This window comes from Spiroplasma endosymbiont of Andrena trimmerana (assembly GCF_964019575.1).
In the GTDB taxonomy this organism is placed as follows: domain Bacteria; phylum Bacillota_I; class Bacilli_A; order Mycoplasmatales; family VBWQ01; genus Spiroplasma_E.
Genome location: NZ_OZ026455.1, coordinates 307,637 through 326,251, shown reverse-complemented (window position 1 = coordinate 326,251; position 18,615 = coordinate 307,637). Strand labels below are relative to the sequence as shown.

Annotated in this window: 25 protein-coding genes and 1 rRNA gene; 10 read left to right on the top strand and 16 right to left on the bottom strand. The window is 24.1% G+C overall.

The features are described 5' to 3' along the window. Nucleotides 1–33: 33 nt before the first annotated feature. A 5S ribosomal RNA gene (gene rrf / locus AACL03_RS01975) occupies nucleotides 34–140 on the top strand. 82 nt (nucleotides 141–222) lie between these two features. Here rrf and AACL03_RS01970 read toward each other — a convergent pair. The 6 genes from AACL03_RS01970 to AACL03_RS01945 are packed head-to-tail and all read right to left on the bottom strand — an operon-like array spanning nucleotide 223 to nucleotide 3,262. Beyond that, nucleotides 223–585 carry a hypothetical protein gene (locus tag AACL03_RS01970; RefSeq protein WP_339039009.1) on the bottom strand — a complete coding sequence of 121 codons (363 nt, stop codon included), beginning with the start codon at nucleotides 583–585 and terminating at the stop codon, nucleotides 223–225. A gap of 33 nt (nucleotides 586–618) precedes the next feature. Beyond that, on the bottom strand, nucleotides 619–1,467 hold the full coding sequence (locus tag AACL03_RS01965) for a hypothetical protein (RefSeq protein WP_339038750.1): 849 nt from the start codon (nucleotides 1,465–1,467) through the stop codon (nucleotides 619–621). A 9-nt stretch (nucleotides 1,468–1,476) separates the two neighbouring features. Beyond that, nucleotides 1,477–2,535 (bottom strand): hypothetical protein, encoded by a 1,059-nt coding sequence (locus tag AACL03_RS01960; protein WP_339039007.1) that lies wholly within the window; start codon nucleotides 2,533–2,535, stop codon nucleotides 1,477–1,479. Between the two features lie 2 nt (nucleotides 2,536–2,537). Next, entirely contained in the window at nucleotides 2,538–2,729 is a 192-nt protein-coding gene (locus AACL03_RS01955) for a hypothetical protein (protein WP_338956933.1), read from the bottom strand. Between the two features lie 9 nt (nucleotides 2,730–2,738). After that, the gene (locus tag AACL03_RS01950) at nucleotides 2,739–2,936 is read right to left on the bottom strand and encodes a hypothetical protein (protein ID WP_339038745.1); all 198 of its coding nucleotides are present in this window, start codon (nucleotides 2,934–2,936) and stop codon (nucleotides 2,739–2,741) included. A 2-nt stretch (nucleotides 2,937–2,938) separates the two neighbouring features. Next, the gene (locus tag AACL03_RS01945; RefSeq protein WP_339039005.1) at nucleotides 2,939–3,262 is read right to left on the bottom strand and encodes a hypothetical protein; all 324 of its coding nucleotides are present in this window, start codon (nucleotides 3,260–3,262) and stop codon (nucleotides 2,939–2,941) included. Between the two features lie 136 nt (nucleotides 3,263–3,398). Between AACL03_RS01945 and AACL03_RS01940 the strand changes: the two genes are divergently transcribed. After that, nucleotides 3,399–4,349: an IS30 family transposase gene (locus AACL03_RS01940; RefSeq protein WP_339038665.1), complete on the top strand. Its 951-nt coding sequence runs from the start codon at nucleotides 3,399–3,401 to the stop codon at nucleotides 4,347–4,349. Here AACL03_RS01940 and AACL03_RS01935 read toward each other — a convergent pair. From AACL03_RS01935 to AACL03_RS01910, 6 genes are all read right to left on the bottom strand, one after another. Further along, a complete protein-coding gene (locus AACL03_RS01935; protein ID WP_339039003.1) occupies nucleotides 4,346–4,531 on the bottom strand; it encodes a hypothetical protein in 186 nt (61 codons plus the stop codon). The two genes, AACL03_RS01940 and AACL03_RS01935, sit on opposite strands and share 4 nt — an antisense overlap. A gap of 128 nt (nucleotides 4,532–4,659) precedes the next feature. Further along, on the bottom strand, nucleotides 4,660–4,860 hold the full coding sequence (locus AACL03_RS01930; RefSeq protein WP_338956925.1) for a hypothetical protein: 201 nt from the start codon (nucleotides 4,858–4,860) through the stop codon (nucleotides 4,660–4,662). A gap of 1 nt (nucleotide 4,861) precedes the next feature. Continuing rightward, nucleotides 4,862–5,050, bottom strand: a complete 189-nt coding sequence (locus AACL03_RS01925; RefSeq protein WP_339039001.1) for a hypothetical protein — start codon at nucleotides 5,048–5,050, stop codon at nucleotides 4,862–4,864. Continuing rightward, nucleotides 5,050–5,175: a hypothetical protein gene (locus AACL03_RS01920; RefSeq protein WP_339038736.1), complete on the bottom strand. Its 126-nt coding sequence runs from the start codon at nucleotides 5,173–5,175 to the stop codon at nucleotides 5,050–5,052. The genes AACL03_RS01925 and AACL03_RS01920 overlap by 1 nt, the downstream gene beginning before the upstream one ends. A gap of 1 nt (nucleotide 5,176) precedes the next feature. Continuing rightward, nucleotides 5,177–6,040 (bottom strand): hypothetical protein, encoded by an 864-nt coding sequence (locus AACL03_RS01915; RefSeq protein ID WP_339038999.1) that lies wholly within the window; start codon nucleotides 6,038–6,040, stop codon nucleotides 5,177–5,179. 128 nt (nucleotides 6,041–6,168) lie between these two features. Further along, a complete protein-coding gene (locus AACL03_RS01910; RefSeq protein ID WP_252321084.1) occupies nucleotides 6,169–6,444 on the bottom strand; it encodes a hypothetical protein in 276 nt (91 codons plus the stop codon). A 488-nt stretch (nucleotides 6,445–6,932) separates the two neighbouring features. Here AACL03_RS01910 and AACL03_RS01905 point away from each other — a divergent pair, with 488 nt between their 5' ends. Both AACL03_RS01905 and AACL03_RS01900 read left to right on the top strand, forming a co-directional pair. Then, entirely contained in the window at nucleotides 6,933–7,793 is an 861-nt protein-coding gene (locus tag AACL03_RS01905) for a hypothetical protein (RefSeq protein ID WP_339038780.1), read from the top strand. A 32-nt stretch (nucleotides 7,794–7,825) separates the two neighbouring features. Beyond that, on the top strand, nucleotides 7,826–8,302 hold the full coding sequence (locus AACL03_RS01900; RefSeq protein ID WP_339038835.1) for a hypothetical protein: 477 nt from the start codon (nucleotides 7,826–7,828) through the stop codon (nucleotides 8,300–8,302). Between the two features lie 140 nt (nucleotides 8,303–8,442). Here AACL03_RS01900 and AACL03_RS01895 read toward each other — a convergent pair whose 3' ends face one another. Beyond that, entirely contained in the window at nucleotides 8,443–9,687 is a 1,245-nt protein-coding gene (locus tag AACL03_RS01895) for an ISNCY family transposase (RefSeq protein ID WP_339038837.1), read from the bottom strand. A 231-nt stretch (nucleotides 9,688–9,918) separates the two neighbouring features. Between AACL03_RS01895 and AACL03_RS01890 the strand changes: the two genes are divergently transcribed. Both AACL03_RS01890 and AACL03_RS01885 read left to right on the top strand, forming a co-directional pair. Beyond that, on the top strand, nucleotides 9,919–10,779 hold the full coding sequence (locus AACL03_RS01890) for a hypothetical protein (protein WP_339038780.1): 861 nt from the start codon (nucleotides 9,919–9,921) through the stop codon (nucleotides 10,777–10,779). A gap of 32 nt (nucleotides 10,780–10,811) precedes the next feature. Next, entirely contained in the window at nucleotides 10,812–11,243 is a 432-nt protein-coding gene (locus tag AACL03_RS01885) for a hypothetical protein (protein ID WP_339038973.1), read from the top strand. A 141-nt stretch (nucleotides 11,244–11,384) separates the two neighbouring features. Here AACL03_RS01885 and AACL03_RS01880 read toward each other — a convergent pair whose 3' ends face one another. Further along, the gene (locus AACL03_RS01880; protein ID WP_339038837.1) at nucleotides 11,385–12,629 is read right to left on the bottom strand and encodes an ISNCY family transposase; all 1,245 of its coding nucleotides are present in this window, start codon (nucleotides 12,627–12,629) and stop codon (nucleotides 11,385–11,387) included. Between the two features lie 230 nt (nucleotides 12,630–12,859). On the opposite strand from AACL03_RS01880, the gene AACL03_RS01875 reads away from it, so the two are divergent. After that, a complete protein-coding gene (locus AACL03_RS01875) occupies nucleotides 12,860–13,720 on the top strand; it encodes a hypothetical protein (protein WP_339038780.1) in 861 nt (286 codons plus the stop codon). A 32-nt stretch (nucleotides 13,721–13,752) separates the two neighbouring features. Further along, entirely contained in the window at nucleotides 13,753–14,229 is a 477-nt protein-coding gene (locus tag AACL03_RS01870) for a hypothetical protein (protein WP_339038835.1), read from the top strand. A 140-nt stretch (nucleotides 14,230–14,369) separates the two neighbouring features. Here AACL03_RS01870 and AACL03_RS01865 read toward each other — a convergent pair whose 3' ends face one another. Next, on the bottom strand, nucleotides 14,370–15,614 hold the full coding sequence (locus AACL03_RS01865; protein WP_339038837.1) for an ISNCY family transposase: 1,245 nt from the start codon (nucleotides 15,612–15,614) through the stop codon (nucleotides 14,370–14,372). A 231-nt stretch (nucleotides 15,615–15,845) separates the two neighbouring features. Between AACL03_RS01865 and AACL03_RS01860 the strand changes: the two genes are divergently transcribed. Together AACL03_RS01860 and AACL03_RS01855 are read left to right on the top strand one after the other, a co-directional pair. Then, nucleotides 15,846–16,706, top strand: coding sequence for a hypothetical protein (locus AACL03_RS01860; RefSeq protein WP_339038780.1), 861 nt, complete (start codon nucleotides 15,846–15,848; stop codon nucleotides 16,704–16,706). Nucleotides 16,707–16,738: 32 nt separating this feature from the next. Then, the gene (locus AACL03_RS01855) at nucleotides 16,739–17,215 is read left to right on the top strand and encodes a hypothetical protein (protein WP_339038835.1); all 477 of its coding nucleotides are present in this window, start codon (nucleotides 16,739–16,741) and stop codon (nucleotides 17,213–17,215) included. A 140-nt stretch (nucleotides 17,216–17,355) separates the two neighbouring features. Here the strand turns inward: AACL03_RS01855 and AACL03_RS01850 are convergent, their stop codons facing one another. Next, entirely contained in the window at nucleotides 17,356–18,600 is a 1,245-nt protein-coding gene (locus AACL03_RS01850) for an ISNCY family transposase (RefSeq protein WP_339038837.1), read from the bottom strand. Nucleotides 18,601–18,615: the final 15 nt, after the last annotated feature.

Sequence of the window (18,615 nt, the reverse complement as noted above, 5' to 3'; positions counted from 1 at the left end):
GTTTCTAGTTTTTAGGGAGCAATTGCTAAACTATTTGGTGTCCATGGCGGAGTGGTCACACCTGTTCCCATCTCGAACACAGCAGTTAAGCACTCCAGCGGCGAAAATACCAGCAATGGGAAAATAGCACGATGCCAAATTTTTTTTATTGTTAATCTTAATGTAAAAATTAAGATTTTTTTAATTTTTACATTAAAATAAGTAAAAAAATTTATTTTTAATTTATGATTGTTTTAAACCACTTATACGCTCTGCTATTGATAAATCATTTTTTATTCATCAATAAATAGTAATAATAAATCCAATTAATGATATATAAGTTATATATTGTAGTAAACTGCAAAGTCCATAGATTAGTTTTTCTTTACGATTTGATCCAACATTAATTCCGGTGACGATTTCACCAACGGATCTAATATTAAAAATTCATAAAATAGCATTAATAATAAATAAAAAATTATTAATTAAACTTTTAATTAAACGTTTTGTTTGCATATTATTCTCCTTTAAACCAAGTAATAGGGGCTTTGCCCCTCGTTGCTTCGCAACTCACCCCAGCGGGGCTAAACCCCGCGGCCAACCCAACAAAAGGTTCTTTGTTGGTTCCGGCCATTTTTTTTAATTTTTATCTCCCTTTTTCTTTAAAATATTATCCAATTTATCTAAACCAGCAGACTTAATATCACTATAAGTCATATCAATACTACTTGCTTCTTTAAGGTATTTCTTAGGTGACAATTCACTTTTAAGTTCATGCACATAATGTAAAGCACGTGAATTATACCTTTTTAACCAATGTCTAGGAAAAAATAAAGTCATAGCCATTGCTTCACCACTATAACTTGGAGGCATAATACCTCTTTTAATCATTTTCTTTGTTCTACGACGTGAAAATACTACTTTATTATAATCCTCAATATTAGTATATAAATTAAGATTAAATATAACAATAAAACCCAAAAAACGCATACGTTTAACTTGAACAACATACTCTACTTTTTCTCTTGCTTGTACTGGTATTCTATTAGGGTGTTGTTCAATCAAATACATTGTACCATTAAACATGTGACCTATTAACTTACAAAATTGTCCTAAACTTTCTTGTTGATTTTTAAACTGTACTCCTAAATCATTAGAATTTATTTTTAATGCTAATTCATCTAAAATTATTAAATCTTGTTCCTCAAAAGCATAATTACTTGCTAACTGATTAAAAGTAAAAACATCGTTATAATTAACCAAATAAGAATAACCAGTCTTTAACTTAATAGGGAAAGGACTAACTACTCGTTTCTTATGAGTTTGTGCTAAACAACAAGCAAGGGCAGATTTGCCAGTTCTTGGAGGTGCTGAAATAATATAACTACCAACTCGTTTTAAAATTTTAACATTACGAATAGTTATAAGAATTGGATAAATAATTATAATCAAACCTATAACTAATAACACATAACCATATCAAGGCATAATAAACTCCTAACCTATAATTAAACTAATTGCTCTAACAAATAATCATAAAGGTATAATATTTTCTATTCCACTAACAATATCAACATTTAAAGCAGTACTAATCGTATCTGAAAAAATGTGTCCTAATAAACTATCTGTTGTAAAAAGAAATTGTCTTAATGGCTCAACTGGTAAAACTTTACCAACAACTCCATAAAGTACTCATCTAAAAGCATTACGTAAATGTCCAAAAACATCATATCAACTTGGTCTTTCATACTCAGGATTAAAAGGACTATTTGGTGGTACTGGCGTTATATTTTCACTTGAAAAAATATTGATTTGACCAAAATTCAACTGTGATGAAAAAGTTGGTCTAGTTGATTCACCATGAACATCAAAAAATACTGTTAAATGTCTTAAATTTGGAACACGAATAGGCATGGTAACAAAATTATATAAATCTTGTTGATAAATATCATTATCCACTTTACCTTTAAAAACATATTTTGTATCACCAACATAATCTAAAAAACTAAAAGTAAAATTAGCAGTAAAAGTTTTAAAATATTCATATTCAAAATAAAACATAAAACCTTGAATATAAAAACTTAAAGGTTTATCAATTTCAAAATTTAACTGTGTTTGAAAATTTATAATACTTTTACCAGTATTAACAAAATTTAAATTATTAGTATTATTCTTTGCAACATAATTATGATTAAACATAATACGTGAAAATTTATCTAATTGTTTTCTATTAAAAGTATAAACGCCAGTTCCCATATCTATCATTTGTGACGGAACACCAACTGTATCACTATAATAATAACACGTATATAAACCCTCATTATTACCTATAAATTCACCACTTACTAATTTTAAATCCGGTTGGTCAACATCAAAATAAGCAGAATTTCATGGTATTGTTGCTCAATCATCAAAATTATGATACTTAACATGTTTAACCATTTCTTTTGTAATATCATAATTAACGACATTAGGGTCATTTGAAACAATTAAACTAGTTGGTGCTTGAACAGAAGTATTTACAACAAAAAACAATTTAGCAAATTTAAATCACATAATTATTTACCAAACAAACATCTTAAAACTCATCATAAACCATAAAATATAATAAATCCAATAAAAAACTGCGTTCCATAAACTACTAAATTTCATAAAATAGTAGTAAATTGGTCAACTGGACTTCCTATAAACATAGTTCAATAATCAACTATACATTGATGTATTTTATTGTAAATATCTCAAACACTCATACTTAACACCTACCCAAACAATGACCTAAAAATAAATTTAATACTACGATAAATAAAATTAAAAAATACACCTAATACCAACCAAAAAGTCAAATTAAACAAAATATAAACTTCATCAGTAATATTAGTTTGATTTAAAAATATACTAATATCATTACTAGAAAATATAAAAATTAAATGCAATATACTATTCACAAAATCACTCATAATTAAGTACCTACAAACTTTCCTTTTTTATTTTCAACACCCTTAGCCTTATTTCTTAAACGTTTTCTTTCATGTTGCTTAGCAATTTGCTTTCCAACAAATTTTGAACCACCTTTAATATTTTTATAACTTTGTTTTACAGTCCCCGATGTAGAAACTGGCTGAATATCAATATTTAAAAAAACTGACATTGCAAACTTTATTAAAAGAATAAAAGCAACAAAAGTTCCCAAATTAAAACCTAAATCTGCCATTGGTAAATTTCAAAATTTCATAAAAATTTGTCCAAATAGTTCTAAAACTTTTGAAATAAAAGCAACACCCATAATAAACTACTCCTATATTATTTTTAATAATTGCTGAGTTATACTTGTAAGTGCAAGTAAATAAAATTGCAAAAAATTCTCATATAAAAATTTCATAATGCTAAATTTAGTTTAGAAAAAAGTAAGGAGTTTTTATATGAGTTATAAACATCTTGGCATAGATGAAAGAATTTATATTGAGAATCAATTGAAATTTAAATTTAAAATTAGTGAAATAGCTAAAAATCTTAATCGAAGTATTAGTACTATTATTCGAGAAATTAATAGAAATAAAGATAATAATCATTATTTTTCATTAATTGCACAAAATAAAGCTGAAAATCGAAAACAATCACATATTAGTTTTCATAAGTTTAAAAATAAGAATTTAGTAAAATATGTACAACAAAAATTACTATTAGGTTGATCACCTGAACAAATTTATGGCAGAATTAAAAATTTTCATAAAGAATGAGTTATTAGTTTTAAAACAATTTATACTTGAATTTATTTTGGAATGCTTGATAAAGTTACTAGTAAAAATTTAAGAAGAAAAGGTAAAAAACGAAAATCTAAAGAAAATCGTGGCAAGTTTAATGGTAAATCAATTAAAGAACGAGATATAAATGTTAATGATCGTATAACACTTGGTCATTGAGAAGGAGATACTATAGTATCATCACGAGGTAAAAGCAAATCATGTTTAATAACTTTAGTTGAAAGAGTATCACGATTTACTTTAGCAATATTAGTTAAAAACAGAACTACTAAAGTTATTAATAAAAATGTCAGTTATTATTTATCAATTCTTCCTAAAAACATTGTTAAAACTATTACTTTTGATCGTGGCAAAGAATTTTCAAATTGACAACAACTTGAAAAAAATTTAGATGTAAAAATTTATTTTGCCAATCCATATTCACCTTGACAAAGAGGTACTAATGAAAATACTAATGGTTTAATTAGAGAAAAATTTCCTAAAAAATTTATTTTTTCAAAAACTAATAAAAATGAAGTTCATAAATTTATATTGTCTTTAAATCAAAAACCGAGAAAAATACTAAATTATCTTTCACCAATCGAATATTTGGATAGAAAAATAATTTAGTTGCACTTACCTTTACAATTTAGCAATTTTAAAATTAATGAAAAAGTAAAAAGCACTAAAATAATTGCTAACAATGGTGCTGGCATTGAAACTATTTGTTGTGAACTATCACCAAAAATAAAACTTTTAATAACCAAAGACAAATTATGTAAACCAGAAAAATCAGTAATATAACTTTGCAAAATATTTTGCACAATATTATTTAAAGAAGGTAAAAGTTTACCTAAGTTTACCTAATAAAGGAAAAACAAAAATTATTGCAAAAAATAATTTAATCATAACTATTACCTCCTAAAAAACCTAATAATTTCTATCTAAATCCACGAATAATATGTCCTATGAATTCTTTAATAAATACTAAAACCATCATAAATATTGGAATTAAGACTGGTCAATTTGTCATTATTGAATCACCAGCAAATACTCAATTAAAAACATAACTAAAAGATTCTAATAATTTTTGACCAATACCTCCAATCATTTCTATTAAAGCACTTAAACCTTTTGGCATACTAATCACCTCCCTCCTCTAACTCTTTTCTTGCTCTTTCTTTACGTTTTTGTTCTTTACAATATCAACAATCAGGTTCAATTACCTCATGTTTTTTATGTTTAAATTTTCAAACTAACTTTTTAATAGAATCTTTAAAAAATCAAGAAGTTCCCAGAACAGCAATTATCACAACTAGTCATTTAACCATTATTTTTTACCTCCTAAAAAATTATTAAAACTCATATTTTCACTTAATCTTTGTTCAAAATTTCTTTTTGCCTTTTTCTTATGCAACTTTTGTCTTGGCATATTTTTTCATTTATCTTTTTTCATTTTAAACACCACCTAACGTATAAGCATAAGAATAATCCCAGTTTAAACTTGCTCTATCTAAATTAATCTCCGATATACTATCATCATTTAAATCAACATCAACCATACTGTTATTTGTACTTTGATAATCATTAATACTAGCATTAATTAATCTTGCTCTTTCATCAGTAAACACTTCTTGTAATTCTGTATTATTATGTGTACTTCCCAAAGGTAACAATAAAGTATTAATAATCTCACTTGCTCCGGCAATAATAGTAGGAATAGCAAAATAATTACTAAAATCATTATTAATACCCATAGCAACACCACTACTAATCAAACAACCACCAGTACCCATATTTGCTATCTTTCTTATATTTTGAAACCTATTAGGTATTAATTCAGTTAAACCACTAATAACATTTGCTATACCAAAACTATTTAAAGATATATAAGTATCTCAATCTACAAAAGGCATATCAATTATTGGTTTAACAGTTGTAAAGGGTGAATAAGTTGGTCTTGGTGGTTCAGTAGGACAAGGTGGTCAAAAACATGGTTCATCTCTTAATAAAGAAACTGACTTATCTACACACTGCACAAACTTAGCATAATTAACTAAACCAATTGTTCCTAAACCTAAAAATATCTTTTTATAATTATTAATCACTTTATTTCTAGTAGTGGGTCTTTGATTAATATTTCATATATCAATTCCTAACTTCTTACTAAATAACAAAGAATTAATAGAACCTAATACTGGGTCTTTTAAATATTGACCATAATAAGCACTAACTCCAACCATAGCACTTAATGGACTTAATCCAGTTCTTAAAATTTTAGTTAAAGTATAATTACTAGTTTGCTCTAATACATTAGGCATAAATAAAACTCCTTACTTTATATACTAATAAGGAGCTTATATATGAACTATAATCTAATTCATTGGGGCTTAAAATGAAAAATATATAATCCATATATAAGCCCCTTATTTAATTATTTGTTGATATATTATTTTCATTCAGTAATATCTACAATAGTACCGGATAAATCCAATTTTAAATCATAATAATTACCAACTTTAAAACTAAGTTTATGTAAATATTGTGTAAAATCATTAACTACTAACGGATTATATCATTTATCCCGTACTTTACCGGTAGGTATATTAGTTTGTTTATTAATTTCTAAAAAGGTTAAAACATCAAATTTCAAATTTTGACCTTGATTATTTTTATCAGGTATCATTCTATTTTTATCAATATTAACTAATTGAACTTTGAACATAAAAATTACCAACTCTTTCTATATAAAATATAAATTGAATTGGCAAACAATTATAAATAATTAAATTAAAAATACATAACTATAAAATTAATTTAATAAATAAAAAGTTCTTAATATTAATATTTAACTATCCCGGACAAGGAATTGTTACCAATTCAAATAAGTTAAATAAAATTTTAAAAACTAATTTAAAACATATTTACTTATGTGTAAATAATATCATAATTAAACAAAATATCAATAAATATACAACAAAAAAGTAAGCATTATCATTTCTTGTCCGAAAAACAATAATACTTACCATAATTAAAGTATAACAAAATCACAAAAAAATACAAATATAGTATTATTTTACTGTCAATATCGAGTGAAAATTTCCCAAAAATATTTATCAAAAAAAATAAAAAAGAAGTAAAATTTAACAAATAAAAGTTGCTTTGTTTTGAAAGTAAATATTTTTATATTTACTTTCAAAGGAGAACAAAATTATGAAATATTTTAGTCCAAGTTATTGATTTAAATTGTGAGTATTAACTGCTCCACTTTTAAATAATAAAATACAAGGTATTAATGGTAAGTCAATTGATAATTCAAATATTAAAAATTGAGTTAGAAAAAATACGACTAGTTTAGATTTAGTAAATCAACAATTAAATTTTGCAAGTAATAATCAAACAGATTTTATTATTAACAACCCAACAACAAATAGCAAAATAAATATGAATAAACATCGTCATGAAAAACACAGAAATCGATTAAAAAGAACATTAAATGGTAAAAACGAAATAAGGGGTAGTTGAGGTAAAGTAACTTGTTCATTTACACCAAAAACTTTTGAAGGAATAATAGCTGATTATCATTATTGAAAAGATAATCCTGCATGAGAACTTGGCGAAAAATTTAAAGAGGATATGATGCAACGATATAATTCTAATGATATTTCAATTACTGCAATTTTTCCATGAACATGAAAAGAAATACAACAAGTAGGTAAAACAATTTGAGATAATTTTTCAAAAATTGAAAAAGTATATACAGATAGTTCTAGAAAAGAACGTATAGAAATTGTACTTTATGAAAAACCATTTAATTGATTTGATTTTGAATCAGTAAGAATAATAACAGAAGATGAGAAATATTATCCAAATAATCGTCTTGATAATTTAGAAAATGATTTTCCAGATTGAAATAAAGATATAAAAATTAATTTAGGAAAAATTAATCATAACGTTGATAACGAAATTAAAAGTGCCATAAAGAAAAAATATCATAATTTTAAATTATCAGAAGTTTATTTATTGGATAAATCTAATTACTCACACTTTATTGGCTATTTTGAAAAAAAATAATTGTTGGTACTTTTAGTCCCTATTCTTATGGTTTGACAAAACCAACTTTTACCTATGTAACACAAGATAAATTTAATGAAATTTCAAATATTATAGCAAATGATTCAAAAGTTAAACAATGATTTGCACATATAAATGAATGAAATTCTACTTTACCACAAGCAATCAATAATTCTAAAACATTTAATCCTCAAGCATTATATAATTGAAAAAGACAAGAAAAAGAAATAATAAAAGGTTATATAAGAGATTGAAGTTATATTTCAACTTTAATTGAACATGAATTAAACAAAAATATTCAAGGAATCAAAGCAGATTTTGAAACTTTAAAAAAACAAGTTAATGAACTTGACAACAGACTTCTAAATCTAGAAAATAAATCAAATTTAAATTGTGAAAACACATTAACTATTGTTAATGGTGCTTTAAATACTATTCCCATAATTGGTAATGTTGTTGGTGGTATTACAACAATGGCTTCTGGTGCTTGTGCTATTGGTGGTGTATAATTTTATTTTTTATATCTTTAAAATCAATTTTAAGGCATCAAATTTGCTGCTCGACAAACGATTTAAAATTTTATATAGTTAAGTATTCACAAAAATAATCTTTTATAAAAAGAATTTTATCTAATTTTAATTTGGTATTATTAGTATCCATATCTTCAAGGATGGTTTTTATTTGGTATATAAACCTTTTTAGTTTTTATCAACTCTTCTTTGATAATTGGTTTTGGTGCTATTTCTTTTAATTCATATATTTGATGATTATAACTAAGATATAACTCATTAATAAACGATTTAAGTACAATTACATCAGTTCTAGGTTGTATGTATTGAACTTTGCTATTTTTATAAGGAAAATACTTTTTACCATAATATGTTATAGTTGAACCACTATCCGTTTTTCTTTTAGAAAATCTTGAAAGATAAATATTTATTTCTTCTTGGTTTGGAGCTTTAATCATAGCAGATTTATTATTATCAATAGGTAAGGCAAATTGCTTATTAAAAATACTTATATATATTTTAAGAAATTGATTAGCTTCTTCTAAATTTTTAATTTTATTAAGTCTAAGTTCACTAATTAAGCGACTTTGAAGTGTTCCAAATAAGCGTTCGATTCTACCCTTAGCTTGTGGAATGGAAGTTCTAATAATTTCAACACCTAAATCATTACAAGACTTTTGGAATTGAGTATAAGTATCATTTTCCGTGTTTATTTTGCCAGCATCGATTTGTTTTTTATATCCAAAAACTGTTCTATTATCAGTATAAAATGTTTTTGGTATGCCATATTTAGTTAAAATTTGATAAAAAACATTATAATAACCATCTAATGTTTCTTGATGATCAAATCATAGTCCGACAATATTTCCTGTAGCATCATCAATTGCAGCATGTAAAAAAGCTTTTGGTTTATCCTTACCAAATCAATGATGATTACTTGCATCCATTTGAATTAATTCACCAAAATTTGTTCTTCGGTTTCTTGTAGGATGCAAGTTATTTTTCTTATTTTTATGTCTTTTTGGTGAAGTAATTTTTTCTTTAATTAATATAGTATAAAGTGTACTATATGAAATTTTAATTTTTTCTTCATTGTTTAATTTCTCATGGAAATGTTGAAAATTAAAATTATAATATTTGGTTTTATATAAATTTATAATCTTAATTTTGATTTCAAAATTTGTTGTTTTATTAGAAATTTTATTTCGGGATTTATGAATAAAACCAACTTTACCTTCTCTATTGAAAATTTGAATTAATTGGTTAATTCTTCTAATAGTTAGGTTAAGTTTATTCTTAGCTTGATGTTTAGATAATTTATTAATAATAATGTCATTTATAATATTAAACTTATATTTTTCTTTCATAGTCATGCTTCTTTCCATATTTATCACCAAGTATATTTAACTTTACTTTTGGGAAATTTTCACTCGATAACTAATAGGAAATTATCACTAAATAATGACAAAAAGTATTATTTTACTGTCAATATCGAGTGAAAATTTCCCAAAAATATTTATCAAAAAAAATAAAAAAGAAGTAAAATTTAACAAATAAAAGTTGCTTTGTTTTGAAAGTAAATATTTTTATATTTACTTTCAAAGGAGAACAAAATTATGAAATATTTTAGTCCAAGTTATTGATTTAAATTGTGAGTATTAACTGCTCCACTTTTAAATAATAAAATACAAGGTATTAATGGTAAGTCAATTGATAATTCAAATATTAAAAATTGAGTTAGAAAAAATACGACTAGTTTAGATTTAGTAAATCAACAATTAAATTTTGCAAGTAATAATCAAACAGATTTTATTATTAACAACCCAACAACAAATAGCAAAATAAATATGAATAAACATCGTCATGAAAAACACAGAAATCGATTAAAAAGAACATTAAATGGTAAAAACGAAATAAGGGGTAGTTGAGGTAAAGTAACTTGTTCATTTACACCAAAAACTTTTGAAGGAATAATAGCTGATTATCATTATTGAAAAGATAATCCTGCATGAGAACTTGGCGAAAAATTTAAAGAGGATATGATGCAACGATATAATTCTAATGATATTTCAATTACTGCAATTTTTCCATGAACATGAAAAGAAATACAACAAGTAGGTAAAACAATTTGAGATAATTTTTCAAAAATTGAAAAAGTATATACAGATAGTTCTAGAAAAGAACGTATAGAAATTGTACTTTATGAAAAACCATTTAATTGATTTGATTTTGAATCAGTAAGAATAATAACAGAAGATGAGAAATATTATCCAAATAATCGTCTTGATAATTTAGAAAATGATTTTCCAGATTGAAATAAAGATATAAAAATTAATTTAGGAAAAATTAATCATAACGTTGATAACGAAATTAAAAGTGCCATAAAGAAAAAATATCATAATTTTAAATTATCAGAAGTTTATTTATTGGATAAATCTAATTACTCACACTTTATTGGCTATTTTGAAAAAAAATAATTGTTGGTACTTTTAGTCCCTATTCTTATGGTTTGACAAAACCAACTTTTACCTATGTAACACAAGATAAATTTAATGAAATTTCAAATATTATAGCAAATGATTCAAAAGTTAAACAATGATTTGCACATATAAATGAATGAAATTCTACTTTACCACAAGCAATCAATAATTCTAAAACATTTAATCCTCAAGCATTATATAATTGAAAAAGACAAGAAAAAGAAATAATAAAAGGTTATATAAGAGATTGAAGTTATATTTCAACTTTAATTGAACATGAATTAAAGTTAGATGAATTAAACAAAAATATTCAAGGAATCAAAGCAGATTTTGAAACTTTAAAAAAACAAGTTAATGAACTTGACAACAGACTTCTAAATCTAGAAAATAAATCAAATTTAAATGTTGTTGGTGGTATTACAACAATGGCTTCTGGTGCTTGTGCTATTGGTGGTGTATAATTTTATTTTTTTATATCTTTAAAATCAATTTTAAGCCATCAAATTTGCTGCTCGACAAACGATTTAAAATTTTATATAGTTAAGTATTCACAAAAATAATCTTTTATAAAAAGAATTTTATCTAATTTTAATTTGGTATTATTAGTATCCATATCTTCAAGGATGGTTTTTATTTGGTATATAAACCTTTTTAGTTTTTATCAACTCTTCTTTGATAATTGGTTTTGGTGCTATTTCTTTTAATTCATATATTTGATGATTATAACTAAGATATAACTCATTAATAAACGATTTAAGTACAATTACATCAGTTCTAGGTTGTATGTATTGAACTTTGCTATTTTTATAAGGAAAATACTTTTTACCATAATATGTTATAGTTGAACCACTATCCGTTTTTCTTTTAGAAAATCTTGAAAGATAAATATTTATTTCTTCTTGGTTTGGAGCTTTAATCATAGCAGATTTATTATTATCAATAGGTAAGGCAAATTGCTTATTAAAAATACTTATATATATTTTAAGAAATTGATTAGCTTCTTCTAAATTTTTAATTTTATTAAGTCTAAGTTCACTAATTAAGCGACTTTGAAGTGTTCCAAATAAGCGTTCGATTCTACCCTTAGCTTGTGGAATGGAAGTTCTAATAATTTCAACACCTAAATCATTACAAGACTTTTGGAATTGAGTATAAGTATCATTTTCCGTGTTTATTTTGCCAGCATCGATTTGTTTTTTATATCCAAAAACTGTTCTATTATCAGTATAAAATGTTTTTGGTATGCCATATTTAGTTAAAATTTGATAAAAAACATTATAATAACCATCTAATGTTTCTTGATGATCAAATCATAGTCCGACAATATTTCCTGTAGCATCATCAATTGCAGCATGTAAAAAAGCTTTTGGTTTATCCTTACCAAATCAATGATGATTACTTGCATCCATTTGAATTAATTCACCAAAATTTGTTCTTCGGTTTCTTGTAGGATGCAAGTTATTTTTCTTATTTTTATGTCTTTTTGGTGAAGTAATTTTTTCTTTAATTAATATAGTATAAAGTGTACTATATGAAATTTTAATTTTTTCTTCATTGTTTAATTTCTCATGGAAATGTTGAAAATTAAAATTATAATATTTGGTTTTATATAAATTTATAATCTTAATTTTGATTTCAAAATTTGTTGTTTTATTAGAAATTTTATTTCGGGATTTATGAATAAAACCAACTTTACCTTCTCTATTGAAAATTTGAATTAATTGGTTAATTCTTCTAATAGTTAGGTTAAGTTTATTCTTAGCTTGATGTTTAGATAATTTATTAATAATAATGTCATTTATAATATTAAACTTATATTTTTCTTTCATAGTCATGCTTCTTTCCATATTTATCACCAAGTATATTTAACTTTACTTTTGGGAAATTTTCACTCGATAACTAATAGGAAATTATCACTAAATAATGACAAAAGTATTATTTTACTGTCAATATCGAGTGAAAATTTCCCAAAAATATTTATCAAAAAAAATAAAAAAGAAGTAAAATTTAACAAATAAAAGTTGCTTTGTTTTGAAAGTAAATATTTTTATATTTACTTTCAAAGGAGAACAAAATTATGAAATATTTTAGTCCAAGTTATTGATTTAAATTGTGAGTATTAACTGCTCCACTTTTAAATAATAAAATACAAGGTATTAATGGTAAGTCAATTGATAATTCAAATATTAAAAATTGAGTTAGAAAAAATACGACTAGTTTAGATTTAGTAAATCAACAATTAAATTTTGCAAGTAATAATCAAACAGATTTTATTATTAACAACCCAACAACAAATAGCAAAATAAATATGAATAAACATCGTCATGAAAAACACAGAAATCGATTAAAAAGAACATTAAATGGTAAAAACGAAATAAGGGGTAGTTGAGGTAAAGTAACTTGTTCATTTACACCAAAAACTTTTGAAGGAATAATAGCTGATTATCATTATTGAAAAGATAATCCTGCATGAGAACTTGGCGAAAAATTTAAAGAGGATATGATGCAACGATATAATTCTAATGATATTTCAATTACTGCAATTTTTCCATGAACATGAAAAGAAATACAACAAGTAGGTAAAACAATTTGAGATAATTTTTCAAAAATTGAAAAAGTATATACAGATAGTTCTAGAAAAGAACGTATAGAAATTGTACTTTATGAAAAACCATTTAATTGATTTGATTTTGAATCAGTAAGAATAATAACAGAAGATGAGAAATATTATCCAAATAATCGTCTTGATAATTTAGAAAATGATTTTCCAGATTGAAATAAAGATATAAAAATTAATTTAGGAAAAATTAATCATAACGTTGATAACGAAATTAAAAGTGCCATAAAGAAAAAATATCATAATTTTAAATTATCAGAAGTTTATTTATTGGATAAATCTAATTACTCACACTTTATTGGCTATTTTGAAAAAAAATAATTGTTGGTACTTTTAGTCCCTATTCTTATGGTTTGACAAAACCAACTTTTACCTATGTAACACAAGATAAATTTAATGAAATTTCAAATATTATAGCAAATGATTCAAAAGTTAAACAATGATTTGCACATATAAATGAATGAAATTCTACTTTACCACAAGCAATCAATAATTCTAAAACATTTAATCCTCAAGCATTATATAATTGAAAAAGACAAGAAAAAGAAATAATAAAAGGTTATATAAGAGATTGAAGTTATATTTCAACTTTAATTGAACATGAATTAAACAAAAATATTCAAGGAATCAAAGCAGATTTTGAAACTTTAAAAAAACAAGTTAATGAACTTGACAACAGACTTCTAAATCTAGAAAATAAATCAAATTTAAATTGTGAAAACACATTAACTATTGTTAATGGTGCTTTAAATACTATTCCCATAATTGGTAATGTTGTTGGTGGTATTACAACAATGGCTTCTGGTGCTTGTGCTATTGGTGGTGTATAATTTTATTTTTTATATCTTTAAAATCAATTTTAAGGCATCAAATTTGCTGCTCGACAAACGATTTAAAATTTTATATAGTTAAGTATTCACAAAAATAATCTTTTATAAAAAGAATTTTATCTAATTTTAATTTGGTATTATTAGTATCCATATCTTCAAGGATGGTTTTTATTTGGTATATAAACCTTTTTAGTTTTTATCAACTCTTCTTTGATAATTGGTTTTGGTGCTATTTCTTTTAATTCATATATTTGATGATTATAACTAAGATATAACTCATTAATAAACGATTTAAGTACAATTACATCAGTTCTAGGTTGTATGTATTGAACTTTGCTATTTTTATAAGGAAAATACTTTTTACCATAATATGTTATAGTTGAACCACTATCCGTTTTTCTTTTAGAAAATCTTGAAAGATAAATATTTATTTCTTCTTGGTTTGGAGCTTTAATCATAGCAGATTTATTATTATCAATAGGTAAGGCAAATTGCTTATTAAAAATACTTATATATATTTTAAGAAATTGATTAGCTTCTTCTAAATTTTTAATTTTATTAAGTCTAAGTTCACTAATTAAGCGACTTTGAAGTGTTCCAAATAAGCGTTCGATTCTACCCTTAGCTTGTGGAATGGAAGTTCTAATAATTTCAACACCTAAATCATTACAAGACTTTTGGAATTGAGTATAAGTATCATTTTCCGTGTTTATTTTGCCAGCATCGATTTGTTTTTTATATCCAAAAACTGTTCTATTATCAGTATAAAATGTTTTTGGTATGCCATATTTAGTTAAAATTTGATAAAAAACATTATAATAACCATCTAATGTTTCTTGATGATCAAATCATAGTCCGACAATATTTCCTGTAGCATCATCAATTGCAGCATGTAAAAAAGCTTTTGGTTTATCCTTACCAAATCAATGATGATTACTTGCATCCATTTGAATTAATTCACCAAAATTTGTTCTTCGGTTTCTTGTAGGATGCAAGTTATTTTTCTTATTTTTATGTCTTTTTGGTGAAGTAATTTTTTCTTTAATTAATATAGTATAAAGTGTACTATATGAAATTTTAATTTTTTCTTCATTGTTTAATTTCTCATGGAAATGTTGAAAATTAAAATTATAATATTTGGTTTTATATAAATTTATAATCTTAATTTTGATTTCAAAATTTGTTGTTTTATTAGAAATTTTATTTCGGGATTTATGAATAAAACCAACTTTACCTTCTCTATTGAAAATTTGAATTAATTGGTTAATTCTTCTAATAGTTAGGTTAAGTTTATTCTTAGCTTGATGTTTAGATAATTTATTAATAATAATGTCATTTATAATATTAAACTTATATTTTTCTTTCATAGTCATGCTTCTTTCCATATTTATCACCAAGTATATTTAACTTTACTTTTGGGAAATTTTCACTCGATAACTAATAGGAAATTATCACTAAATAATGACAAAAAGTATTATTTTACTGTCAATATCGAGTGAAAATTTCCCAAAAATATTTATCAAAAAAAATAAAAAAGAAGTAAAATTTAACAAATAAAAGTTGCTTTGTTTTGAAAGTAAATATTTTTATATTTACTTTCAAAGGAGAACAAAATTATGAAATATTTTAGTCCAAGTTATTGATTTAAATTGTGAGTATTAACTGCTCCACTTTTAAATAATAAAATACAAGGTATTAATGGTAAGTCAATTGATAATTCAAATATTAAAAATTGAGTTAGAAAAAATACGACTAGTTTAGATTTAGTAAATCAACAATTAAATTTTGCAAGTAATAATCAAACAGATTTTATTATTAACAACCCAACAACAAATAGCAAAATAAATATGAATAAACATCGTCATGAAAAACACAGAAATCGATTAAAAAGAACATTAAATGGTAAAAACGAAATAAGGGGTAGTTGAGGTAAAGTAACTTGTTCATTTACACCAAAAACTTTTGAAGGAATAATAGCTGATTATCATTATTGAAAAGATAATCCTGCATGAGAACTTGGCGAAAAATTTAAAGAGGATATGATGCAACGATATAATTCTAATGATATTTCAATTACTGCAATTTTTCCATGAACATGAAAAGAAATACAACAAGTAGGTAAAACAATTTGAGATAATTTTTCAAAAATTGAAAAAGTATATACAGATAGTTCTAGAAAAGAACGTATAGAAATTGTACTTTATGAAAAACCATTTAATTGATTTGATTTTGAATCAGTAAGAATAATAACAGAAGATGAGAAATATTATCCAAATAATCGTCTTGATAATTTAGAAAATGATTTTCCAGATTGAAATAAAGATATAAAAATTAATTTAGGAAAAATTAATCATAACGTTGATAACGAAATTAAAAGTGCCATAAAGAAAAAATATCATAATTTTAAATTATCAGAAGTTTATTTATTGGATAAATCTAATTACTCACACTTTATTGGCTATTTTGAAAAAAAATAATTGTTGGTACTTTTAGTCCCTATTCTTATGGTTTGACAAAACCAACTTTTACCTATGTAACACAAGATAAATTTAATGAAATTTCAAATATTATAGCAAATGATTCAAAAGTTAAACAATGATTTGCACATATAAATGAATGAAATTCTACTTTACCACAAGCAATCAATAATTCTAAAACATTTAATCCTCAAGCATTATATAATTGAAAAAGACAAGAAAAAGAAATAATAAAAGGTTATATAAGAGATTGAAGTTATATTTCAACTTTAATTGAACATGAATTAAACAAAAATATTCAAGGAATCAAAGCAGATTTTGAAACTTTAAAAAAACAAGTTAATGAACTTGACAACAGACTTCTAAATCTAGAAAATAAATCAAATTTAAATTGTGAAAACACATTAACTATTGTTAATGGTGCTTTAAATACTATTCCCATAATTGGTAATGTTGTTGGTGGTATTACAACAATGGCTTCTGGTGCTTGTGCTATTGGTGGTGTATAATTTTATTTTTTATATCTTTAAAATCAATTTTAAGGCATCAAATTTGCTGCTCGACAAACGATTTAAAATTTTATATAGTTAAGTATTCACAAAAATAATCTTTTATAAAAAGAATTTTATCTAATTTTAATTTGGTATTATTAGTATCCATATCTTCAAGGATGGTTTTTATTTGGTATATAAACCTTTTTAGTTTTTATCAACTCTTCTTTGATAATTGGTTTTGGTGCTATTTCTTTTAATTCATATATTTGATGATTATAACTAAGATATAACTCATTAATAAACGATTTAAGTACAATTACATCAGTTCTAGGTTGTATGTATTGAACTTTGCTATTTTTATAAGGAAAATACTTTTTACCATAATATGTTATAGTTGAACCACTATCCGTTTTTCTTTTAGAAAATCTTGAAAGATAAATATTTATTTCTTCTTGGTTTGGAGCTTTAATCATAGCAGATTTATTATTATCAATAGGTAAGGCAAATTGCTTATTAAAAATACTTATATATATTTTAAGAAATTGATTAGCTTCTTCTAAATTTTTAATTTTATTAAGTCTAAGTTCACTAATTAAGCGACTTTGAAGTGTTCCAAATAAGCGTTCGATTCTACCCTTAGCTTGTGGAATGGAAGTTCTAATAATTTCAACACCTAAATCATTACAAGACTTTTGGAATTGAGTATAAGTATCATTTTCCGTGTTTATTTTGCCAGCATCGATTTGTTTTTTATATCCAAAAACTGTTCTATTATCAGTATAAAATGTTTTTGGTATGCCATATTTAGTTAAAATTTGATAAAAAACATTATAATAACCATCTAATGTTTCTTGATGATCAAATCATAGTCCGACAATATTTCCTGTAGCATCATCAATTGCAGCATGTAAAAAAGCTTTTGGTTTATCCTTACCAAATCAATGATGATTACTTGCATCCATTTGAATTAATTCACCAAAATTTGTTCTTCGGTTTCTTGTAGGATGCAAGTTATTTTTCTTATTTTTATGTCTTTTTGGTGAAGTAATTTTTTCTTTAATTAATATAGTATAAAGTGTACTATATGAAATTTTAATTTTTTCTTCATTGTTTAATTTCTCATGGAAATGTTGAAAATTAAAATTATAATATTTGGTTTTATATAAATTTATAATCTTAATTTTGATTTCAAAATTTGTTGTTTTATTAGAAATTTTATTTCGGGATTTATGAATAAAACCAACTTTACCTTCTCTATTGAAAATTTGAATTAATTGGTTAATTCTTCTAATAGTTAGGTTAAGTTTATTCTTAGCTTGATGTTTAGATAATTTATTAATAATAATGTCATTTATAATATTAAACTTATATTTTTCTTTCATAGTCATGCTTCTTTCCATATTTATCACCAAGTA